General features: G+C 36.8%; 20 protein-coding genes. 2 read left to right on the top strand and 18 right to left on the bottom strand.

The genetic code is table 11. The features are described from left to right. Positions 1-6 precede the first annotated feature (6 nt). The 15 genes from rlmD to Ana3638_RS12025 form a co-directional block, all read right to left on the bottom strand. On the bottom strand, positions 7-1,407 hold the full coding sequence (rlmD, locus tag Ana3638_RS12090) for a 23S rRNA (uracil(1939)-C(5))-methyltransferase RlmD (protein WP_408609521.1): 1,401 nt from the start codon (positions 1,405-1,407) through the stop codon (positions 7-9). Between the two features lie 110 nt (positions 1,408-1,517). After that, on the bottom strand, positions 1,518-1,679 hold the full coding sequence (locus tag Ana3638_RS12085; RefSeq protein ID WP_161838254.1) for a hypothetical protein: 162 nt from the start codon (positions 1,677-1,679) through the stop codon (positions 1,518-1,520). Position 1,680: 1 nt separating this feature from the next. Then, positions 1,681-2,583, bottom strand: coding sequence for a radical SAM protein (locus Ana3638_RS12080; protein ID WP_161838253.1), 903 nt, complete (start codon positions 2,581-2,583; stop codon positions 1,681-1,683). Between the two features lie 268 nt (positions 2,584-2,851). Continuing rightward, positions 2,852-3,325, bottom strand: coding sequence for a GNAT family N-acetyltransferase (locus Ana3638_RS12075; protein ID WP_161838252.1), 474 nt, complete (start codon positions 3,323-3,325; stop codon positions 2,852-2,854). 218 nt (positions 3,326-3,543) lie between these two features. Continuing rightward, entirely contained in the window at positions 3,544-4,866 is a 1,323-nt protein-coding gene (locus tag Ana3638_RS12070; protein ID WP_161838251.1) for an MFS transporter, read from the bottom strand. Then, positions 4,859-5,434, bottom strand: a complete 576-nt coding sequence (locus Ana3638_RS12065; RefSeq protein WP_161838250.1) for a winged helix-turn-helix domain-containing protein — start codon at positions 5,432-5,434, stop codon at positions 4,859-4,861. Before Ana3638_RS12065 ends, Ana3638_RS12070 begins: the two co-directional genes overlap by 8 nt. 306 nt (positions 5,435-5,740) lie before the next feature. Further along, on the bottom strand, positions 5,741-6,457 hold the full coding sequence (locus Ana3638_RS12060) for an ABC transporter permease (protein ID WP_161838249.1): 717 nt from the start codon (positions 6,455-6,457) through the stop codon (positions 5,741-5,743). Then, positions 6,457-7,353: an ABC transporter ATP-binding protein gene (locus Ana3638_RS12055; RefSeq protein ID WP_161838248.1), complete on the bottom strand. Its 897-nt coding sequence runs from the start codon at positions 7,351-7,353 to the stop codon at positions 6,457-6,459. The genes Ana3638_RS12060 and Ana3638_RS12055 overlap by 1 nt, the downstream gene beginning before the upstream one ends. 1 nt (position 7,354) lies before the next feature. Further along, complete coding sequence (locus Ana3638_RS12050) at positions 7,355-7,798, bottom strand: DUF3021 family protein (RefSeq protein ID WP_161838247.1); 444 nt, start codon at positions 7,796-7,798, stop codon at positions 7,355-7,357. A 117-nt stretch (positions 7,799-7,915) separates the two neighbouring features. Then, positions 7,916-8,353, bottom strand: a complete 438-nt coding sequence (locus Ana3638_RS12045) for a LytTR family DNA-binding domain-containing protein (protein ID WP_161838246.1) — start codon at positions 8,351-8,353, stop codon at positions 7,916-7,918. A gap of 310 nt (positions 8,354-8,663) precedes the next feature. Continuing rightward, complete coding sequence (locus Ana3638_RS12040; protein WP_161838245.1) at positions 8,664-9,494, bottom strand: carbon-nitrogen hydrolase family protein; 831 nt, start codon at positions 9,492-9,494, stop codon at positions 8,664-8,666. Between the two features lie 148 nt (positions 9,495-9,642). Then, a complete protein-coding gene (locus tag Ana3638_RS12035) occupies positions 9,643-10,998 on the bottom strand; it encodes an amidase family protein (RefSeq protein WP_161838244.1) in 1,356 nt (451 codons plus the stop codon). Between the two features lie 224 nt (positions 10,999-11,222). Next, a complete protein-coding gene (locus Ana3638_RS24705; RefSeq protein ID WP_202621609.1) occupies positions 11,223-11,654 on the bottom strand; it encodes a hypothetical protein in 432 nt (143 codons plus the stop codon). A gap of 26 nt (positions 11,655-11,680) precedes the next feature. Then, the gene (locus Ana3638_RS24700) at positions 11,681-12,046 is read right to left on the bottom strand and encodes an alpha/beta hydrolase (RefSeq protein ID WP_202621608.1); all 366 of its coding nucleotides are present in this window, start codon (positions 12,044-12,046) and stop codon (positions 11,681-11,683) included. Between the two features lie 98 nt (positions 12,047-12,144). After that, a complete protein-coding gene (locus tag Ana3638_RS12025; protein ID WP_161838243.1) occupies positions 12,145-12,567 on the bottom strand; it encodes a MarR family winged helix-turn-helix transcriptional regulator in 423 nt (140 codons plus the stop codon). 569 nt (positions 12,568-13,136) lie between these two features. Between Ana3638_RS12025 and Ana3638_RS12020 the strand changes: the two genes are divergently transcribed. Together Ana3638_RS12020 and Ana3638_RS12015 are read left to right on the top strand one after the other, a co-directional pair. Then, the gene (locus tag Ana3638_RS12020) at positions 13,137-13,499 is read left to right on the top strand and encodes a BlaI/MecI/CopY family transcriptional regulator (protein ID WP_161838242.1); all 363 of its coding nucleotides are present in this window, start codon (positions 13,137-13,139) and stop codon (positions 13,497-13,499) included. A 2-nt stretch (positions 13,500-13,501) separates the two neighbouring features. Next, positions 13,502-15,550 carry a DUF5301 domain-containing protein gene (locus Ana3638_RS12015; RefSeq protein WP_161838241.1) on the top strand — a complete coding sequence of 683 codons (2,049 nt, stop codon included), beginning with the start codon at positions 13,502-13,504 and terminating at the stop codon, positions 15,548-15,550. Positions 15,551-15,674: 124 nt separating this feature from the next. Here Ana3638_RS12015 and Ana3638_RS12010 read toward each other — a convergent pair whose 3' ends face one another. The 3 genes from Ana3638_RS12010 to ilvD all read right to left on the bottom strand — a co-directional run bounded on the left by Ana3638_RS12010 (position 15,675) and on the right by ilvD (position 20,851). Next, entirely contained in the window at positions 15,675-16,592 is a 918-nt protein-coding gene (locus Ana3638_RS12010) for a phosphotransferase (RefSeq protein ID WP_161838240.1), read from the bottom strand. Positions 16,593-16,709: 117 nt separating this feature from the next. Beyond that, positions 16,710-18,866 carry an ATP-dependent helicase gene (locus tag Ana3638_RS12005; protein ID WP_161838239.1) on the bottom strand — a complete coding sequence of 719 codons (2,157 nt, stop codon included), beginning with the start codon at positions 18,864-18,866 and terminating at the stop codon, positions 16,710-16,712. Positions 18,867-19,192: 326 nt separating this feature from the next. Further along, positions 19,193-20,851, bottom strand: coding sequence for a dihydroxy-acid dehydratase (gene ilvD / locus Ana3638_RS12000; RefSeq protein ID WP_161838238.1), 1,659 nt, complete (start codon positions 20,849-20,851; stop codon positions 19,193-19,195). Between the last annotated feature and the right edge of the window lie 53 nt (positions 20,852-20,904).

Raw genomic sequence — 20,904 nt, 5'->3', positions numbered from 1 at the left:
ACACGCTCACTCTTTTACCCTTGTTATCAATACTACCGTCTCAACATGTTCCGTCCCCGGGAACATATCAACAGGTATAATACGCTTCACTTCATACTTATTTTTAACCAGGTATTTTAAATCTCTTTCCAATGTTACAGGATTACAGGAAATATAAACAACTTTCTGTGGTGCTAATGTACAAACGGAATTTAAAAATACCTCATCACTTCCGGCTCTGGGCGGGTCCATAAATACTACTTCTACGCATTCATTCTGTACTGCCATCTGCCGCATAAATTCTCCGGCATCCTTATTATAGAAATCAACATTCTTAATATTGTTTCTTATAGCATTCGTTTTAGCATCCTTTACCGCATCCGGATTTAATTCTACTCCTATGACCTTGTTTACGTGGTCACTGGCAATCAGTCCTATGGTGCCGATACCGCAATATGCATCTACAATGGTTTCTTTACCGGACAAGCCAGCTAGTTGTATTGCTTTATTATAAAGAATTTCGGTCTGTACTGTATTTACCTGGTAAAATGATTTTGGCGAGATTCGGAATATCTTCCCGCATAAGCTATCTTCTATAAAACCTTTTCCGTATATAACCTGTTCCTTTTCTCCTAATACCATACTTGTTTTTTTATTATTGACATTTAATACAATCGTGGTAATCTCGGGATGCTGTTTTAAAAGTGCTTTAGTAAAATTATTTTTCGAGGGGAAAACAGGTGAGGATAGTACTAAAACAACCATAATCTCCCCGCTGTGATATCCTTTACGGATCAGCACATGGCGAAGTAAGCCAAATTCCGTATCCTCATCATAGGTTTTTATCTTAAATGATTTTAACATTCCACGGATTGTTCCGATAATCTCATCCGCTTTCTCATCTTCTATCAGGCAGCTTTCAACAGGAATTACCCTATGTGTTCCTGCTTCGTAGACACCTGAAATAGGATTGCCTTTCCTGTCATGATCAAATACCGCATGTACTTTATTACGGTAATGATAAGGGTTGTTCATGCCGATAATCGGTTCTACCCTTGCAAATTTACTTAACAGCCCCTCCACCTGTTTCTGCTTTGTTTTGAGCTGCTGCTCATAACTGACGTGCAGTAACTGACAGCCGCCGCATTTATTTATTACAGGACAATTTTGCTGGTTTTTATCAGTTTTATTAAGTTTTGGCTTATCATTAAGATTTCTTTTTCCATTTACATATTTATTCTTATTTTTATTATCATTTTTTTTATTATGATTATTGTTATTATCATTTTTATTATTATCGTTTTTCTTATGAAAATTTTTATTTTTACTATTTTTATTTATTCCAACTTGATTATGATCTAGATTTTCGCCTTCTATCTTTATATGATTATTTTTTTCTGTTCTACTATTCCAATTCTTAGCTTGTATTCCCTGCTTATTACTTAAAATGTTACCATTACTAAATTTATAACCTGAAATTTTCTCTTTCTGTACATCTGCATCTTTCTGAGGTTTATCGTTTCTTGCTTGTTTATTATCTACTTGATTTTTTCTGTCTTCAGACTTCCCTGGTATCTTATTATCCCCAGGTATTTTATTCTTCCCAGGTATTTTATTCTTCCCTGGTATCTTATTATCCCAGGTATTTTATTCTTCCCAGGTATTTTTTTATCCCCGTTTTTCTCTCTATATACCGGCATGTTAAACTCCTTCTTCATTAAATTCCGGGATGAAACTTTCCGATGCAGTCTCTCCCTCCTGGATAAAACCATTTTCCACTCCCAAATAAAGTGCATAATCGATTAATTCGTCATATTCTTCTTCTGTTATCTTCCGATTGATCTCAGGATATTGTATTACATTGGATAGCGGCGTATACTGATTCATAATACTGATATAGATATGATTGCCAAAGGTTTCGTATAAGTATTCCATAATATCTTTTGAATCCTTAAGGCACCCCGGCAAGGTTAAATGCCTTACTATTACGCCTCTTACCATAATACCATCTTCATCAAAGACAGGTTCTCCTGTCTGACGAACCATCTCTTGTATCGCTTCCGCGGCATACTCAAAGTAATTTTCCGCATTGGAGTATTTTTTCGATATCTCACCGGACTTATATTTTAAATCCGGTAAATAGACATCTACATAACCCTTAAGCAATTTTATTGTTTCTGCCTTTTCATAACCGCTGCTGTTATAGACAATAGGCAGGTGAAGTCCTTTTGCTTTGGCTAAATCTATTACTTCCATAATCTGGGGTATAAAGTGGCCTGGAGTTACCAGATTAATGTTATTGGCCCTCTTATCCTGAATTTCCATAAATATATCTGACAGACGTTCTATGGTAATTCTTTTGCCAGCCAGACCTTTTGCTATATTATGATTCTGACAATAGACACACCCCAGCGCACAGCCGGAAAAGAATACAGTTCCCGAACCTTTTTCACCGGATATACAGGGCTCTTCCCACATGTGCAAAGCAGCTCTTGCAACCACCAGCTCCTCAGTCTCTCTGCATGCTCCTATCTGTCCCATGGTCCGGTCTATATGGCAATTTCTTGGACATAAGGTACAATCCTTAAGCAAATTTTTATCCATGATAAATATTCCTTTAATTCGTTTATCTTAAAATACTAATACTTCATACATTTTAACTGAAATACTTTAAAAATACAATTACTACGTATTTTAGAACTGAAAGATTATTAGTAAAAAAAAGATATCAGGTGGATCTATAAAAACCTTCCTACAAAAAAAGGTGATTCAAAACAATGGCTCCATCATTTTGAATCACCTTCGTAATACAGATAAACCTTATCTAAAAGCTAATTTTACACTTATATGGTTTAGCTATTTAAATTTAAAGTTACAAAATCATTTCAAACTCGATTTCATGTTTTAAAGGAATGCCAAAATCACCTATCATGGGAATCGATGGTTTTAATTGCCTTGATATATCTAATGCGTTGGGATAGAGATGCACCATATCAAACCCACGCTTCTGATAATAACGAAGGGCATTCATATTATCATTGGTTGTAATTAATTTAATCTTTTTACAGTTATGTTTTAGGGCTTCTTCCTTTACTTTATTAATCAGGCTGGTTCCAATTCCCTGATTTTCCCGCAGACTGTCAAAAGATGTAATTTCACACTCCTCCTCAGATATTCTGTAAGTGATTAGTCCAATCAGCTCTTCCATATCATATACCGCAAAACCATCCGCAACCGCCAAATCCACTATTTCTCCTCTTATTACCATATCCGTTGAAAACCAATGGGAAATTATAAAGTCATTCACCTGCTGCCGGTTTTTAGAATTAACAGGACATAGTTCCATTTTTACCTCTTTTCTGAATATCGAATCTTTGATTCGTTATCCATTTCAATCTTCTATTATTTTCCATTTTAACACAACTATATACTTTGTCAATTTTTCCATTCAGCCTTTTTCTATTATAATAATTTTATACATAATACACATTCGGGGCATATGGAATCTGAAGTTAACTAAAAATTCCCGGAGGACCAGCTTACCCGGTCTTGATCACTGGATTACTACACAGACATACCTTTTGTTTCTTCCGGCAAATTAACCGTATCATCCATTAAATTAATTTCTGCTTGTAAACTTCCCTCTGTTTTATAGCAATTGCCCTGTTGTTTTATCTCATTAAACTCTTTACTAACTAATAACGTTCTCTTAAGATAGGTAACAGCTGCTGTTAATATAACATATCCCCCAAGCAGTAAACCGGTTATCAGCCATAATCCTTTAAAATGCAGCCGGTTAATCGTGATACTGCTGAAAATGGAAGCACACATTACACCAACCTGGGCTATAAAAGAACTTAGTGAAAGCAGACTGGCTCTCATATGACTGGGCGTGAACTGATTCATTAACGTATTTTCTGCTACATTACCTAATCCCAACAGGAAATATACCCCCGCATACCCTACGATAAAACCTATACTGCTTTGTTGAACTGCAAAGATCAGAATACAGACAGCCAAAATAAACCGGCTTATATAATAGATTCCCAGGTGATCCTTATGAAATTTATCTAATAATTTCTGTGAAACCGTATTTCCGGCAGCAACAGCCAGAAATCCTAAAAAAGTAATGAATCCAAGTACCCAGGTTCTGTCGGATTTAGATGACAGATTCATAAATGCCGGCTGCCAATAGGTTTCTATTGTAATTAAAAAAAATCCCACACAAAAAACCCCTATAAAAATGTACCGAAAGAAAGGGAAAGAAAGAATTACCTCTTTTCCCTGTTTAAAATGAGCAAGCAGGGAAGCAGCTTCCTCTTTCTCCGCCTGTACTGATGATTCTTTCATATTACTACAACATAATATGAGAATAACAGCTGTAAATGTTAAACGAAGAGTCAGGTTAGTGTAATAGGAGCCATTTAGATATGAAATAAAACCACCGGCAATCCCTCCCGCTGCCAGGCCGCTTCCCTCTAATATAGCAAGACGTGATGTTACTTTTGATAAACAGGAATCTCCGTGTAGAGCCAGAGCCTGGTCGATGATTAATGCATCCAGACTGCCGGAAGAAAATGCACGGCTTAAGCCGTTAAAGATTACAACCAAAACCAGCAGCACTATATTATTTGCCATAATAAGTAGTATCAGGGAAATCATCTGGAAGCCACAGGATATTAAGAATACGGTTTTACGTCCATACATATCCGCGCAGATTCCACTGGGCAATTCAAACACAAGAACCGTAACCGCATAGATTGCCATAAGAATAGGAAGTGTCTGTAAATCTGCACCTCGATGAAGTAAAATCAGATTTAAAACAGGAAGTATGATTCCTAAGGAAAAGCTATTCATAGTTACCAGGGTCTGTTGAAGTTTAGTCATCCAGATTCTCCTTTGCATTGTATAAAATAATGGCAAATTCCCAGGGTGCCCGCTTTGCACCAGGTAAAGAATGTAATCTGATATATTCCGAAATCATGTTTAAAAGTTCCTTGGATTCCTCTTTTTTTAAATAAAGTACACCGGTTAATATATCCCCCCATTGATTAAAAGATTCTAAATCTGCATCCGCATATTTTTTAAGTACTTTTTCTTTCTGAGACTGAAAACCATCATAAACCTGGGATATTAAATTTTGAGTCAGTGCTTCTCTCTGAGGTGTTGTATCATCTTCTTTTTCCAGTCCGATCTGAACTGTCACATAGGTCGGCTTATAAAAACTCGCCGTAATACCATTAATAATTTCGGTATGATCTAATTCGACTAAACCTAAAGACATAAGCTTTTTTATATGGTGCTGTACCCCAGAGGCCGATATATTTAATTTATCGGCCAGCATTTTAGGTGTCATAGGAATATCGGTAATATTCAACTGGCGAAGCAGCTGCTGCCTGACTGGATTCATGTATATACTCAATTCTTTTTTTGTAGTAAGTTTCACTTTCTCCATGAAATATTTTTCCTTTCTATCTCTTGATGCGGTTAGCTACTGAATTATTCTATAGCTGTCAAACCAATTCGTTACACAGATTATAACATTTCACATTGTGTAACGTCAAGACATAAAAATATATTCTTGATATGTAATACATACTCTTAATAAGATTAGTAATATTTATAACCGGAAATCCATTGGGAACTGATTCCGTTGATATTTCATAAATAATACAACAGCTTTATGTATATCCGTAAATTAAATGATCCGTCCAAAAGTTACCAGCCCCCAGAAAAGAAATTCCGTCCTTTATGAATTATTTTATTCTTTCATTATCCTGATTAATCGTAAAACAATCAAAAGAATTGCAATCCCTAAAATAATAAATAACGGAAAGATATTTATTAAATGGAGTGTCTCACTTTTCATAGCTTCAAAACCCCAGGTTGCCGGAAGAAGCCTGCCTGCCAGTACAAATGCTTTCGGCAGGATTGCAGCATCAAACATGATTCCTGATAACATAAGGGAGGGCATATATACTATCTGAGAATAGATTGTCAGTTTTCCCTGATCTTTAACATATAATCCAATTACACATCCCACGGAAATGGAAGTAATCAAAAACAGGAAAAGGGATATGACATAAAGTAAGACATTTTCAACCGCTTCCGTATGAAAAGTAACAGGGGTTAAAAAATATATAATAACACAGACAATGCTTAAGTGTAAAAATGCTGAAATAAAGTTACTGATAACTCCAATCCATAGTTTTATATTTCCGGCAATATAGGCTTTTTTAATGTCACTGGTATAGGCTTCGCTTAAAGATACCGGTACACCCAGCAACGATCCTGTGGATACCGCAATAACCGTTAATACCTCCATTAATATACTTTTCATATCGGGATTTACAGAAGAGAAAATTGCCCCCATAAAAGCCCAAAATCCTAAAGGAATTATATAATAAACCAATAGTACATTTTTATTTCGTAAATTCCGCTTCCATTGCAGGATAATTGAATAAGTTAACACTTCCATCAGGCTAACTCCTCCTTTGAAAATTCCATGAACTTTTCTTCTAACGTTGCATGGTTTATTTTAATGTCCAGAACTTTTTGATTGTTCTCTTTATAAAATTGCAAAAGTTCTAATAATGCATCGGATAAAACACTGGATTTATAATAATCATATCCATTATCTCTTTTAAGATATTTACTGAAATTTAAATTTCCTAATTCATAAGAATCTTCTGTCTTAAGGGCAATTTCCGCCGTATCGGAAAAAGCCGGAATGAGTTCCTCCGGACTTCCGATATAACCTATCTTTCCTTCTTTCATAATCGCAATCCGATTACATAATTTTTCAACTTCTGCCATATCATGAGAAGCCAGGAGGATGGTTTTACCGGATTCTTTTAGCTTACTTATTTCTTCATGCAGTGCAACCTGGCCTTCTACGTCAAGTCCTGCGGTGGGTTCATCTAAAAATACAATTTCCGGATTGTGTACCAGTGCTAGAACTAAATGTAGTCTCCTTTTCTGCCCTGTTGATAAAGAAGAATATTGTTTATAAAGTAAATTTTTTAGGCCGAACCGTTCTAATAGTTCCTTATCTGCTTTCACCTTATTAGCCAGGCAAAATAGCCGGTATGCTTCATAAACTGTAATATTACCAGGCAGTGCACTGGATTGTAATTGAATACCGATCCTATTATGAAGTTTACTTTGACTTCCGTTTTTATTAAAAAATTGTATACTACCGCTTTCGTACCTTTTTAATCCTTCCAAACATTCCAATGTTGTTGATTTACCGGCTCCGTTAATACCAAGGAGGGCAAAGACTTCTCCCTTTTCCACCTGAAAGGATATACCGTGAAGCACTTCTTTTCCATTATAACTTTTCACTAAATCTTTTACTTCCAGTATTAAGGACATACTATTTTCCCTCACTTTCTTTTTCTTTATATTCCGCTAATTTTTCATTTATCAGCTTAACCCTTTTTCTTTGGATGACCTCTTTAAGAAGCAAAATTATGATATATCCGATTGTAAACAAACTTATTATAATTACAAAAAAAGACCTCCCCTTAAACATACCATGACCCAGATCATACCACCGGAACATAAGAGAAAATAGTATTATGACAATAAATGAGAAGATATAGGTTAATATAACCTGTAAATAGTAGTTTAGCTTATCGGAAGAAAAAACTGCTCCGATAAAAGCGCAGCATGCCGCTAAACCAAAAGCCTCAATAATCATAAAAACCGGAATGGAATCCTGCCCGGAAAATGCTATTGTTATTGTCATAACCAATATCTCAATGGTATAAGATATCACTAATCCCAGCAAAAAATTAATTAAAGATTTTTTTTTCATATCTATTCCTTTCTGTTTTGCTTTTATATACTAATACCGTCCTTCCTGGTACTAATTTAGAAGAATGATTAATTCGACTATTCTACCAAAGCCTCGTATCCGAGGTTTTTTACTTGACTATATTCCTAATTTTCTTTTAAATATATGTATATATTGCCTTGAGATAATAATGGATTCCCCATTCTGTAAGATTGCTTTAATTCTACCGTTTAGCAGCGGTGTTACCTGTTCAACTTTCATTAGGTTTAAGATAGCGGATTTGCTTACCCTGATAACACTGGTATCCATAAATTTTTCCTCAATTTCATAAAGTCTTAAACCTGTCTCATATACCCTGTCTTTTGTATAGATAAAAACTCTCTCATCCACCGTATCAAAATAAAGTATATCTTCCAGCTTTATGAAATAGGTTTTACCCTCAGCTTTTCCCGTTATAGTATGATTCAGTAGCTGTATTGCTGATACGATTCTATCTACTTCTTCCGTCTGGTTTTGGCATTTTATCGTAATTTCGGTTTCATTAATTTCCTTGGATTGTTCTATCTTTATTCTCAAGAGTTCACTTCCTCCCTTAGAATTTAACCTTTCAGGTAAGTCTTCTGCGACTTAACCCAGCGGATCTGACAATATCCGTTTTGCCCTAATTCTATCTTACTATACCGTTTTTATTTTTCAATAGCTTTCCGGTTTTCTGCCATAATTTAGGCGGTAAGTTGCATAATAAAAGTGCAGAAAAGATCCTGCCTGTCATATTCCGGTGCTGACACGCTGGCAATTAAGTAAGTAAAAAAGAAAAAGTTCTAAATACAATAATTGGGCGGGATTCAAAAGAATCCCACCCAACTATTAAACAGGCTAAAAATTATTATTCAAATAATTTATTACTAATCTCTTCGGATAACGAAGTACCCTTTTTCCTGTCATCCAAAAGGGTAACCTCAACTATTTCCATAACCTGAGCACTTTCTCCATAGGGTAAGACTGCTAGTACTTCTCCGTTGCTGTCAACCGCTATGGAATTACCGATAGCTTTCCACCCTTTCCAGCTACCGTCCTCTACATTACCTACATTACTGACACCTATGATCGGCATTTGGTAAAGGGATGCTAACTGTTTATAGGGTACAAACCATTCATTACCATAAGGTTCTTTTTCAACATCCCGGTCCGGCCTAACTGCCCATGAACAGGGAGACAAAATAATCTGCGCACCCATACGCGCCAGGGAATGAGCAAGTACCGTGCTATTTGCTGAATTATCCGCACATATGTCAATTCCTATCTTTCCTAAAGCAGTATCTGCCACACCAAGGGAATTGCCTATTTCATATACATCTTCAACCCCTGTAAGTACATTAATTTTACGGTGGTGGAGAAGTACCTCTCCCCTATCTGATATTAAAATTGCAGCATTATAAACTTTCTCAGAACATGTTTCTGTAAGACCGGCCACAAGAAAAATATGATACTTTTTAGCCATTTCACAATAGGCTTCACTTATTTTACCGGGAATTGGTTCACCCAGTTCCAAAGCTTTGGGATTTCCCCAGCCAATATCTAAACATTCCGGTAGTACACAGATTTGTGCTTTTGCTTTTGCCGCTTCCCCTATAAATTGTTCCGCTCTCTCCAGGTTTTTAGACGGTTCATTAAAATCTACCCTCATTTGAATCATTGCTATTTTTAATCGGCTCATATTTTTTCCTCTGTTTCTATTTTATTTACACAATTTTTAAACTATTTTTTGTGTCAAATTCCATGCCAAGGTTTTGTATGGTGTAAATATAAACGGTGCATGGGAATTCGAAATCCTCCGGTAGATATTGCTCGGAACGTCTATATGACTAAATTATAAATTGCGGTTCAACCCTTTGACCAACAATCATCTCCACTGCGCCGGCATATTTTAAAAGTTCGGAATCGGTTTTTGCTGTTATTATAATACCAAAAGGCATTCCGTTTTTATAAAGACCGCAAGGCACTGTTATGCTGGGAAGTCCGGTATAATGAAGTATATTATTTCCAATAAGCATAATACAGAAGTCTATATTTTTTAACTGATAACGGATTTTTTTAATTTCTTCCTCCCTGTCCTTTATTATCTCCAGGTATTCCGTTTCACAAAGAGTTCCCGATGTATTATCCTCCGCATCCGTAAGATAGGACTGTCCATACCGTAAAGCAGTATCCTTGTGTTCCAGATTAAAATGGATGATATCTTTTAAGGTATGTATAGGAAATGATACAGGAAGCTCTGATAAATAGCGGTTCATAGCAAATTTTAATTCGTATTTCATAAGAGGCATTACATTATTTGTTGCCGGAATTTCAATTTTCTTAAGATCCGCTCCCGCTGATTCCAGCTCTTTAATAATATTATCCATTTTTATTGCTTCCTCTTCTGTCATTACATCCTTTCCCCATTCGTTAATGCCAATCGTTATTCCGCTAAAATCTATAATGCTGCTTGTTGTTAGCTGAGTATTGGTAAGTTCCGAATAAAGAATTGCTGTGTCGGTTACTGTTCTTGCCATAGGTCCGGCAGTATCAAGCGTTCTGCTGATTGGAATGATACCTTTCCGGCTTAGTGCACCTATACTGGGCCGAAACCCTACAATCCCGTTTTTTAAACCAGGTGCAATAATCGAATTACAGGTATCCGTACCAATGGAAGCAACACAAAAATTAGCCGCTGCGGCAACGGCGGAACCGGAACTGGAACCGGAAGGATTCTCCTTACTTATGTATGGAGACTTAACCTGACCTCCTCTGGAACTGTAACCGCTTGGCATACCCTGGGTCATATAATTAGCAAATTCCGTCATATTGGTTTTTCCCAGAAGAATTGCTCCTTTCTCTCTTAGCATTTTCACAAGATCGGCATCCCAAGGAGCATATGACTCTGCCAAAGCTAAAGAGCCCGCTGATGTATGCATGAAATCTGCAGTATTAATATTATCTTTCAGAAGAATAGGGATACCTGCTAACATTCCGGCTCCTTTAAATCCCTTTTTATCCAACTGTTCTGCAATTTCCACTGCTTCCGGATTGATTTCCAGTATACTGTTTACTCCATTTTCCCCCTGATCCAATCGTTGAATCCTGCTTATGTAGTGCTGAACTAATTCTTTCGCAGATAAAGTTTTGTTTCTTAACATAATCACAAGTTCTAATATTGTTATTTCATTTAGATCTTTCATAAATTATTCTCCCTGCAAACCGGTTACCATTATCGTAATAAATAGAACTTATCCGTTATTTTACTTATTATACCAGGTATGCAAGTACTCATGGTATGCTCCGCTTCGTGACGTTTATGTGCAGGAACTTTCCTTTGGCACTGGTATAATATCTATGGATATTATACCATGATTCAGAAAATAGTTATACAGTTTCTATTGAATTTTACATATTTTTACTTTGTTTAATACCTCTTGAGCCATTCCATTATTCGATCCACTGCTTCCATATATCTTTGTCCGACTAAAAGTCCGGTATGCGTTGTTTTTACAAGTCCTGAATATTCCGCTTGTAAATGCTCAGCTTCTGCCTGACCGCGTCTGTCCTCTTCCTCACTGTTAATTGCTTTAATTACCAGACAGGGACAATTTATAAGACTACTGTCTATAGAGATTCCGTCTTTTGCTCCAAATAGAAAAGAACTAACCAGAAATACTTTTGTAGATTCCGCAGCCAGGTATTTTCTCTGAAATTCAATGTCTTCGATCGTTTCATCCATACTGAATTTTTCATTCCGTTCCGGAGCCGGTACAATAATTCCCGGTATTATATTTTCCGCACTTTTGTAGGGAACTTTCTCATATACTTCCCTGCTAATACTTGAATCAATTAACACCAAACCGGCTAATACAGTATTTTCAGCTATTTTCTGACACAGGATTCCCCCATACTAAAACCAAAAACAATTGGCGGTTCGCCGCATTCGCTGATTACTTCCTTTATATCTGCTAAGTAATCCTCAAAAATAACTTTCGTTAAATCCATAACTCTGCTTTTATAATGACCTCTCATATTCATTACATAACAATTCCATCCACCGCTTACAAAATGAGGTATGTATTTACTCCACATCCAGCTTCCCGTATAAGCACCATGTACGAATAACAGCGGAGGTTTTTTATGGGTTTTATCCCTGCTTTCTTCTCCTTGGTATATTTCTAGAAACAAATCATTTTCTCCGATATATTTTTCAATGTGATCCGGCAGCGTTTTTGTATAGTCTGTCATAATGGTCTTCCTTTCTTCTATTATATTCTCTTTCAACCTTACGTTTTTGCAATAAAGATAAAATTTAGTTTGATATCAAACCATTTGGGTAAATAAAATTAAAAGTTATTATAGATTTTATTAAGTATTTGAAATATTACCTCCTTTTCTTTTTCTGAAACATCAGTATAAAAAACATCCAGTACTTTCTGTGATATCTCGTCAAACACGGGTTTTAAATCAAGACCCTTCCTAGTAAGGGTAACATAAATTATTCTGGTATCTTCTGTTCCTCTTTCCTTTGCCACATACCCAAGTTTGACTAATTTATCCACCAATGCGGTAACGGTAGACTTATCTTTGCCGATCTTCGCGGCAATCTCTGCCATGGTCATTTTAGGTTTCTGTATAAGGGCGTAAATGATATCTCCATGTGATGTAACAATACCCTCCACACCATGTACCGCTAATTCTGAAATGATAAGACGATTGACTTTTTCTCTGATCTTTGAAATTAATGAAATTAAATCGTTTGCATTCATGATTCCATTATAGTTTTATATCAAACTATTGTCAAGATAGAATTTAGTTATTTACTTATTTATTTAAAATGTCTGGTATTGTTTCTTTTCAGATTAATTAATAAGGATCCGTATACTATGTTATTCCTGATACATATACTATAGCGAGGTGATATTTATGATTATTACCATACAGGCTTATTACAAATATACCCGTGGCTGGAATATGGTATTTTTAAAGAAGTCATAAATCAAGTGCTGCTGCAAAATTATTAACTTACCGGGCTCTCCCCAGAATATAGTTTGCATTTTTTCCGTTTTGCAACAGTCTTCGAGTATGCGCACGTATGATTATGTGAGGCAGACGGCTTATCAGCTGTCTGCCTCAGACTGTAGACAAATAAACTTTTGAATTTATCCGTTTCGTATTATGCTCATTTTGCATCATATTTCATTCCCATTCACTCAAAAACCACATCGCGGTATCATAGGCTTATCTGTAACGGATATATCTCTATTGACAAATAGGTCTATATATTATAGACTAAACACATATAGGTCTATTAAGTATAGTCCAAGGAGGAGTTATCATGAAGGATTATAAACTGTCGAAGAGTGAAACGAGATTTGCAGAAATAATCTGGCAGCATGAGCCTATCGGTTCCGGCGAGCTGGTGAAGCTGTGCGAAAAAGAAATGAAATGGAAAAAATCCACTACTTATACCGTTCTTAAGAATTTATGTGATAAAGGTATCTTTCAAAATCAAAACGCAGTCATTACTTCTCTGCTTAAAAGAGATGAGTTTTACGCAAAGCAAAGCAGACGTTTTGTGGAGGATGCCTTTGGCGGATCTCTGCCGAAATTTCTGACAGCATTTATTGGCGGCAGAAAATTAAGCGACTCTCAAGCTGCAGAACTGAAAAAACTGATTGATGAACATAAGGAGGAGTAGCATTGGATCGATTATTTCTAACCGTTTTAAATATGAGCTTTACGGCAAGTTATGTAATCCTGTTTGTTATGCTAATCCGGCTGCCCTTAAAAAAAGCGCCTAAAGTCATATCCTATGCTCTGTGGGGTGTTGCAGCATTTAGACTTATCTGCCCTTTCTCCTTTGAAAGTATGTTCAGTCTTTTACCGTCAGGTACAGCATCGATTCCGCAGTATACTATCTCTCAGCAAAGTCCTCCGATTAACAGCGGTATTACCGACACTGCTTCCTATATAAACAGATCCCTGCAATCCCACGCTGTTACAGGAAACGTAAATCCTTATATCTATACTATAATAGGCGCGGTAATTTGGCTTTTAGGTGTTTCCGTAATGTTGACCTATAGTATCATTTCCGTATTGATTTTAAAAAGACAACTAAAATATGCACAAAATACAGGTAATAATATTTTCGAAGCCGGCATCCTGAAAACTCCTTTTGTACTTGGACTTGTAAAACCAAGAATTTACATTCCCACCGGTTTAGCCGACGAGGAAAAAAAATATATCATCCGGCACGAACAGACCCATATCAGCCGTTTTGACCATTTAATAAAGCTGTCAGCCTATTTAATTGTGAGTGTCCATTGGTTTAATCCGCTGGTGTGGATAGCTTTTGTACTTATGAGCACTGATATGGAACTTTCCTGCGATGAAAGAGTTATTAAGGAAATGGGCAGTGATATCAAAAAAGCTTATTCTTCATCGTTGTTATCTCTTGCATCTGATAAGCGTATAATAAACGGAAGCCCTCTTGCATTCGGTGAAGGCAACATTAAGGGCAGAATAAAAAACGTACTGAATTATAAAAAACCTGCTTTTTGGATTGTGATTGCAACGGTTATCCTTGTCGGAGGAATCGGATTAGGGTTAGCATTTAATCCAAAAGAGATAAGCAAGGTTAACGATAATAATAAATCCGTTAATTATATTCAGATTGAAATCAATGAAATCGCCAGTGATAAAATAACCGGCAGGATTATTACGGATAAAGACGACTATAAGGCCGGAGATATTGTTTTAGTTGCCATCGGCGGTACCGTTACTTATGACGTAACTTCATTAAAACCCGGCGATTGGATTAATATCGGTTATGATACGGTCAGAGAGAAAAAACCTGTAGAATTTATAGCCTGCGATTTATCAACTCTTACAGGCCTTGATTACCCGGCTGCTTTTACGCTTTTTGAAAGTGGTAAGATCATAAAGTCAACCACTTTACATAACCCCCGCATATCCGCTGAAATGCCCGCCCTTATATTAAGCGGATCATACACCCTATCACCAAGCTTAAATGATACTCCAAATGCTTCCCGTTATTTAAAAATTGACATAGGTTCAGGCGGAGATAAAATATATTATACCTATGAGAAAGGTGGAAATTACTATATAGAAAAACCCTATGATTCGATCTATAAAGTGTCCCGCGAGACTTTTAATGAATTGAATGAATATTTATACAAGGAAGAGATCACAAAATATCCCACGGAGCAGACAGAGCTTAAACCTGCAGTCCCCGAATGGTCGCCCGAACAGATTATTGGTGCCGATATGGCGGAAATCGATTATGCTACGGATGATATTGTAATCTTCCACGGCTATTTCGGTCTGTTTGTATATGACCTGAATTCCCTTCAAATCATTCGCAGCCTGGACTTAAAATCACTTGACTGTCATCAGACACAGGGAGACAATTATTGCGAAGTTTCGGTCAGTACGGATGGTAACACGGTGCAGTTACATCCTATGAGCAGCAAAGAAATGTACATCTATACGGTTTCGGACAATACCCTGCTTAAAACAGACTATGAGCCCATGAAAGACCGCTTTCTCAGTTTTATCCCGACACAGGAAATTATCGGTCCTGAGGAAATTGGCAGCTACAGTTATAACGCGGTCAAGTTTGAAAACGGCGAGCATGGAATTCTCCATACTTACGATTGGACGTTAGGCACTCTCTCCTATGCACGGGACGATATGATGTATACACTGTTTGATACAAAGGAAAATTGAATATAGAAGATAAAGCTTTTATAGGCTGTTGTAAAAAAATACTTAACTTAACGGGTCAGTCACGTAAGTCGTTACTTTATAATTTTTACAACGGCCAATTTTAATTCACAAAGGAATCTCCCAATCATAAAATATTGGTTTTAATTATTTTTCTTAAAGCCTGCAGATCTTTTACTTGATCAAAAGGAATGTTTAGTCTTGTTAAATAATCCTTGATAATATTTCCGCCAAAATCATGGAGAGCTAATCCATTTATTAAATGATTCAGGAATTCTTCTTTGTTTTGTCCGCCTATAAATTCATTTACATATTCTTTATCACCTTTAAATAATTCAAAAACAATAGGTGCCAATTCATAATATTCCGGTGCCAGGGTACAATCAGCAAAATCAATTAACCGTATTACGCCATCTGGTTGAACCAATACATTTTCTCCCGTGATATCACCATGAACCAAAACACAGGAATTAAGCTCCTGCCCATTCACACAGTCCGATAAATCCCGTATTAAGTCTCCGGATAAACCATTTAAACGTGAATTATGAATGGCTTGACTAATTAAATCCCTTTTTATCGGCAGATTATCTGCCGGCTGATTCAGACATTTTAACAATTCCTTAAGCTGTTTTACTGCTTCTCTCTTCCTGGCAAGATTATAATGAGGAAGTACATCCCCGGCATCTTTACCCTCTATATACTCCATAATAATATAGCGGAACAGATATTTATCTTTTATCTCACCTTTTGTTATGATCCTTGGAGAAGCAATTCCTTTCTTACTGATATAATCCATGACTGACAGCTCTGCTTTAAAGTCATATTCCGTATCAAGTCCCGATTCCTTAGGTACAAATATTTTTATGACATAACCATCCGCACGAAACACCGCATTGGTTCCGGGAGTCAGGTTTCTAATATCTTCTTTTATTTCTAATCCCTCTTTTTTAAAAATAGCCCCGGCCAATTCCCTAAAAGCATCCGTGGAACAGAAAACCTTTCCCCAGGATTCCCAGTCATTTATTTTTTGATTAAAATAATACATATTTTCCTCACTTTACACATAATCTACCGAAACCATAAATAATTACCATGATTTTGCAGCCATTTTGTATACCATCGGGCAAATACCTGCCTGTGGACCAGATTATTTATCCCGTAATTACTCTTCATGCCCCGCATACTCAAGCATGATTTTAAAACTGATATTTCTTGTTGTCTCCATATTTTCAAATTTGATGACGTAAGATGACGTATCATGATTTATATCTAATATCTTACCTTTTCCAAAAACATGGTGTTCAACTAAATCATTGATTGCAAGACAGCGGCTGTTCTGTTCCATTTTCTGCTCATTCAGCTGGATATACATCCTTGCATCACTTGCCAGCCTGCTTTCTAACTCAACCATATAGTTGATATAAGTTTTTTCTATATTAAAAATAAAACGGGACGGATAACGGTAAGATCCATCATAATTAACTCCTTCCGCATCACTTAAGAACAAGGTATTTTCAGCACGGGTAAACGCTACGTATGCAAGCCGCCTCTCCTCCTCCATCTTATCCGAAGTATCAATGTGTTTACTCGGGAAGATTCCTTCATTCAAACCGCAAACAAATACATAAGGAAACTCCAGTCCTTTCGCAGTATGAATGGTCATCATCTGTACGGAATCGGAATTCTCCTTTTGATCTAGGTTGGTAAATAAGGATATTTTCTCTAAATAATCTGCCAGGGTACATTCTTCACCTGCCGAATTTTCATAATCAAAAATGGATTGTTTTAATTCGGCTAAATTATCCAGTCTTTCCTGCTCTCCATCCGTACGAAGCAAAGCTTCATAACCGCTGTCATTTAATATATCTGATAAAACTTCCGAGATTTTCTTTTCTTCGTAAAGCTGTTTATATTTTTCTATCAAAGCCGTAAAGTCTTTCCCATTTGTTTTTTTGAACAGGTTATCCTCCAGATTATCCTGTAAAGCCTGATACAAAGAACAGGAATGATTTCCGGCATACTCTTTTAAAAATGTCATCCGCTTTTCTCCGATATTTCTTTTCGGTATGTTTACGATACGGTTAAATGAGATATCATCGGAATAAAGAATCATTCTCAAATAACATAAAACATCTTTAATTTCTTTCCGTTTATAAAATTCGATTCCACTGTAAATTGTATATTTAATATTTTCTTTAATAAATACTTCCTCAAAACTTCTGGATACGAAATGGGAGCGGTACAATATTGCAATATTCTTAAGACTAATGCCACCCTCCTGTATCTTCTTTATCTGGGCTGCGATCCATTCCGCTTCCAACTGGGTCGTTTTCATATGGTTATAGATAACCGGTATATCTGCCTGTTTTATAGGTACCAGACTTTTCTCAATACGCCGCTTGTTTTTCTCGATTAAAGAATTGGAAGCCTGAATTATATTAGGTGTTGAGCGGTAATTTTTATTCATGATAATCGTCTTGGCGGTTGGAAATGCTTTATCAAAATTTAGTATAAATTCCACATTGGCTCCCCGCCAGGAATAAATAGTCTGATCCGGGTCACCCACAATAAAGAGATTATGGTGATAGCCACTTAACAGTTTTGATAACATATATTGCTTTGGGCTAACATCCTGAAACTCATCAACCATTACATATTCCAGCTTTTTCTGCCACTTGAGTTTGATTTCTTCGTGATTCTCAAATATGTATAATACATAATTAATCAAATCATCAAAATCCAGGGCATAACATTTCTTCTGCTCATAAAGGTAACGATAAAAGATAGCGTCTTCCTTACTTTCGGCCGTTAAAAACTTTTCCTTTAAAACATCATTATTGGTCTCTAAAATATAGGCTAAATAAGGTTCTTTTTCTTTTCTAACCGCTATCATATCAGTGATTGTACTGAAAGTATAATTCCTGGAATTTAACCCCATATCTTCGAAAATAGTATGCAGAATGGCCGTTACATCTTCCGTGTCGATAATGAGAAAATTCTTAGGGTAGTTTAGTACATGAATCTCTTCTTTCAGTACCTGTACGCAAAAGCCATGAAAAGTACAGATAAATCCCGTATCATTATCACCAATCATGTAACGTATTCTCTTTTTCATTTCATTCGCTGCTTTATTGGTAAATGTAACACAGAGTATATTGGAAGCAGCTATTCCCAGCTCGTTCACCAGATAGGTAAACCGATGAGTTAATGCTCTGGTTTTACCGGAACCCGCGCCTGCTATGACCCTTATGTAGCCCTCTGTTGCTGTTACTGCCTGAATTTGTTCCTCATTTAACCCGTTTAATAAAGTATCTGCCACTTACAGAACCTCCTGTTATCTATTAAGAATCCGGCAGACTGCCCGATTTATAGTTTAGCTATTCGTCTATTTATTATTTTAATTCAAATTTATAAGATATAATTATATTATCATAAACAAACATATGTTTCAATAAGAACAAAGCAGGGAAGTTCAGAGAGCTTTTTTGTTAATTGAAAAAGGCCAATAGTTCTTTTACCGGAACTGTTGACCTATTTATTGCTAATATTTGTACTAGTTATTATTTGATTAAAATCTTTGTCTCAGATTTTAAATCAGTATAGTATTATATCCCAACTTCTATGAGGAAATGTAATCTCTTATATCTAATTCAAAACTGCTCCTTTACAGCCGGAAGAAACACTTTTCGCATATCTCTTAAGGTATCCGGTAGTAATCCTTGGCTGTCTGGGCTGCCATTTCCGCCTGCGTTTATCTAATTCTTCTTCGCTTAAAAGTACCTGAATGGTACATTCCGGAATATTGATTTCAATAATATCTCCATTTTCAATAAGAGCTATATTCCCCCCGTCCGCTGCCTCCGGTGACACATGACCGATAGCGGCTCCTCTCGTTGCTCCGCTGAAACGTCCGTCTGTAATAAGAGCAACGGTACTTCCTAAACCTCTTCCCATAATTGCAGAGGTAGGATTTAACATTTCACGCATTCCCGGACCGCCTTTCGGACCTTCATAACGGATTACCACAACATCCCCGCTCATTATACTTCCGCTATTAATTGCAGTAAGGGCATCTTCTTCACAGTCAAAAACTCTTGCCGTACCTTTGTGGCATAACATCTCTTCTGCTACTGCGGAGCGTTTTACAACACAGCCGTCCGGTGCAATATTTCCTTTTAATACTGCAATTCCCCCTGTTTTGCTGTAAGGCTCTTCTATTGTTTTGATAATATTCGTATCTTTTATCCGGCATCCGGATATATTTTCCGCAACCGTCTTACCGGTACAGGTTAAAAGTCCGGTATGTAATAAGCCCAGTTTATTTATTTCATTTATAACCGCATATACTCCGCCCGCTTCATTTAGCTCCTCAATGAAATGGTCACCCACGGGTGCAAGATGACATAATGTTGGAGTTTTTGCAGATATTTCATTCGCTTTATCTAAATTCAACTCAATTCCGCATTCGTGGGCAATGGCAGGCAGGTGAAGCATACTGTTGGTACTGCATCCTAAAGCCATATCAATGGTAAGTGCATTATAAAAGGCGCCTTCTGTCAATATATCTCTGGGGCGGATATCCTTTTCCACTAATTCCATAATCTTCATACCTGCCTGTTTGGCAAGTCGGATTCGCTCTGAGTAAACAGCCGGAATCGTTCCGTTTCCTTTAAGTCCCATACCCAGTACTTCCGTCAGGCAGTTCATACTGTTCGCCGTAAACATTCCGGAACAGGATCCGCAGGTAGGACAAGCTTTATTTTCATAATCGCATAATGTAGCAGCGTCAATTTCCCCTGCACCATATCGGCTGACCGCTTCCGAAACGGTGGAATAGCTGATTTTTTTACCGTTTACGGTACCTGCTAACATGGGACCTCCGCTGACAAATATGGTGGGGATATTTACCCTGGCAGCCGCCATCAAAAGACCCGGTACGTTCTTATCACAGTTCGGTATCATAACCAATGCATCAAAAGCATGAGCAATGGCCATTGCTTCAGTAGAGTCTGCAATTAACTCCCTGGTAACCAGCGAATATTTCATACCCTGATGTCCCATTGCAATTCCATCACAAACTGCAATTGCCGGAAATACGATAGGGGTCCCTCCTGCCATAGCTACTCCCTGCTTTACTGCCGCTACAATCTTATCCAGATTCATATGCCCCGGAACGATTTCATTATAGGAACTTACAATTCCGATTAAGGGCTTATTAATTTCTTCCTCCGTTAACCCCAAAGCATGAAGTAACGCTCTTTGGGGAGCTGCTGCAATACCTTTCGTAATTTTTTCACTGTTCATAAAGAATCACCTCTTAGTTAATTTTTAATAAATTCTATATTCGTTACATTAAA

This window comes from Anaerocolumna sedimenticola, from assembly GCF_009931695.1.
In the GTDB taxonomy this organism is placed as follows: domain Bacteria; phylum Bacillota; class Clostridia; order Lachnospirales; family Lachnospiraceae; genus Anaerocolumna; species Anaerocolumna sedimenticola.
This window is presented reverse-complemented; position numbering and strand designations above follow the sequence as displayed.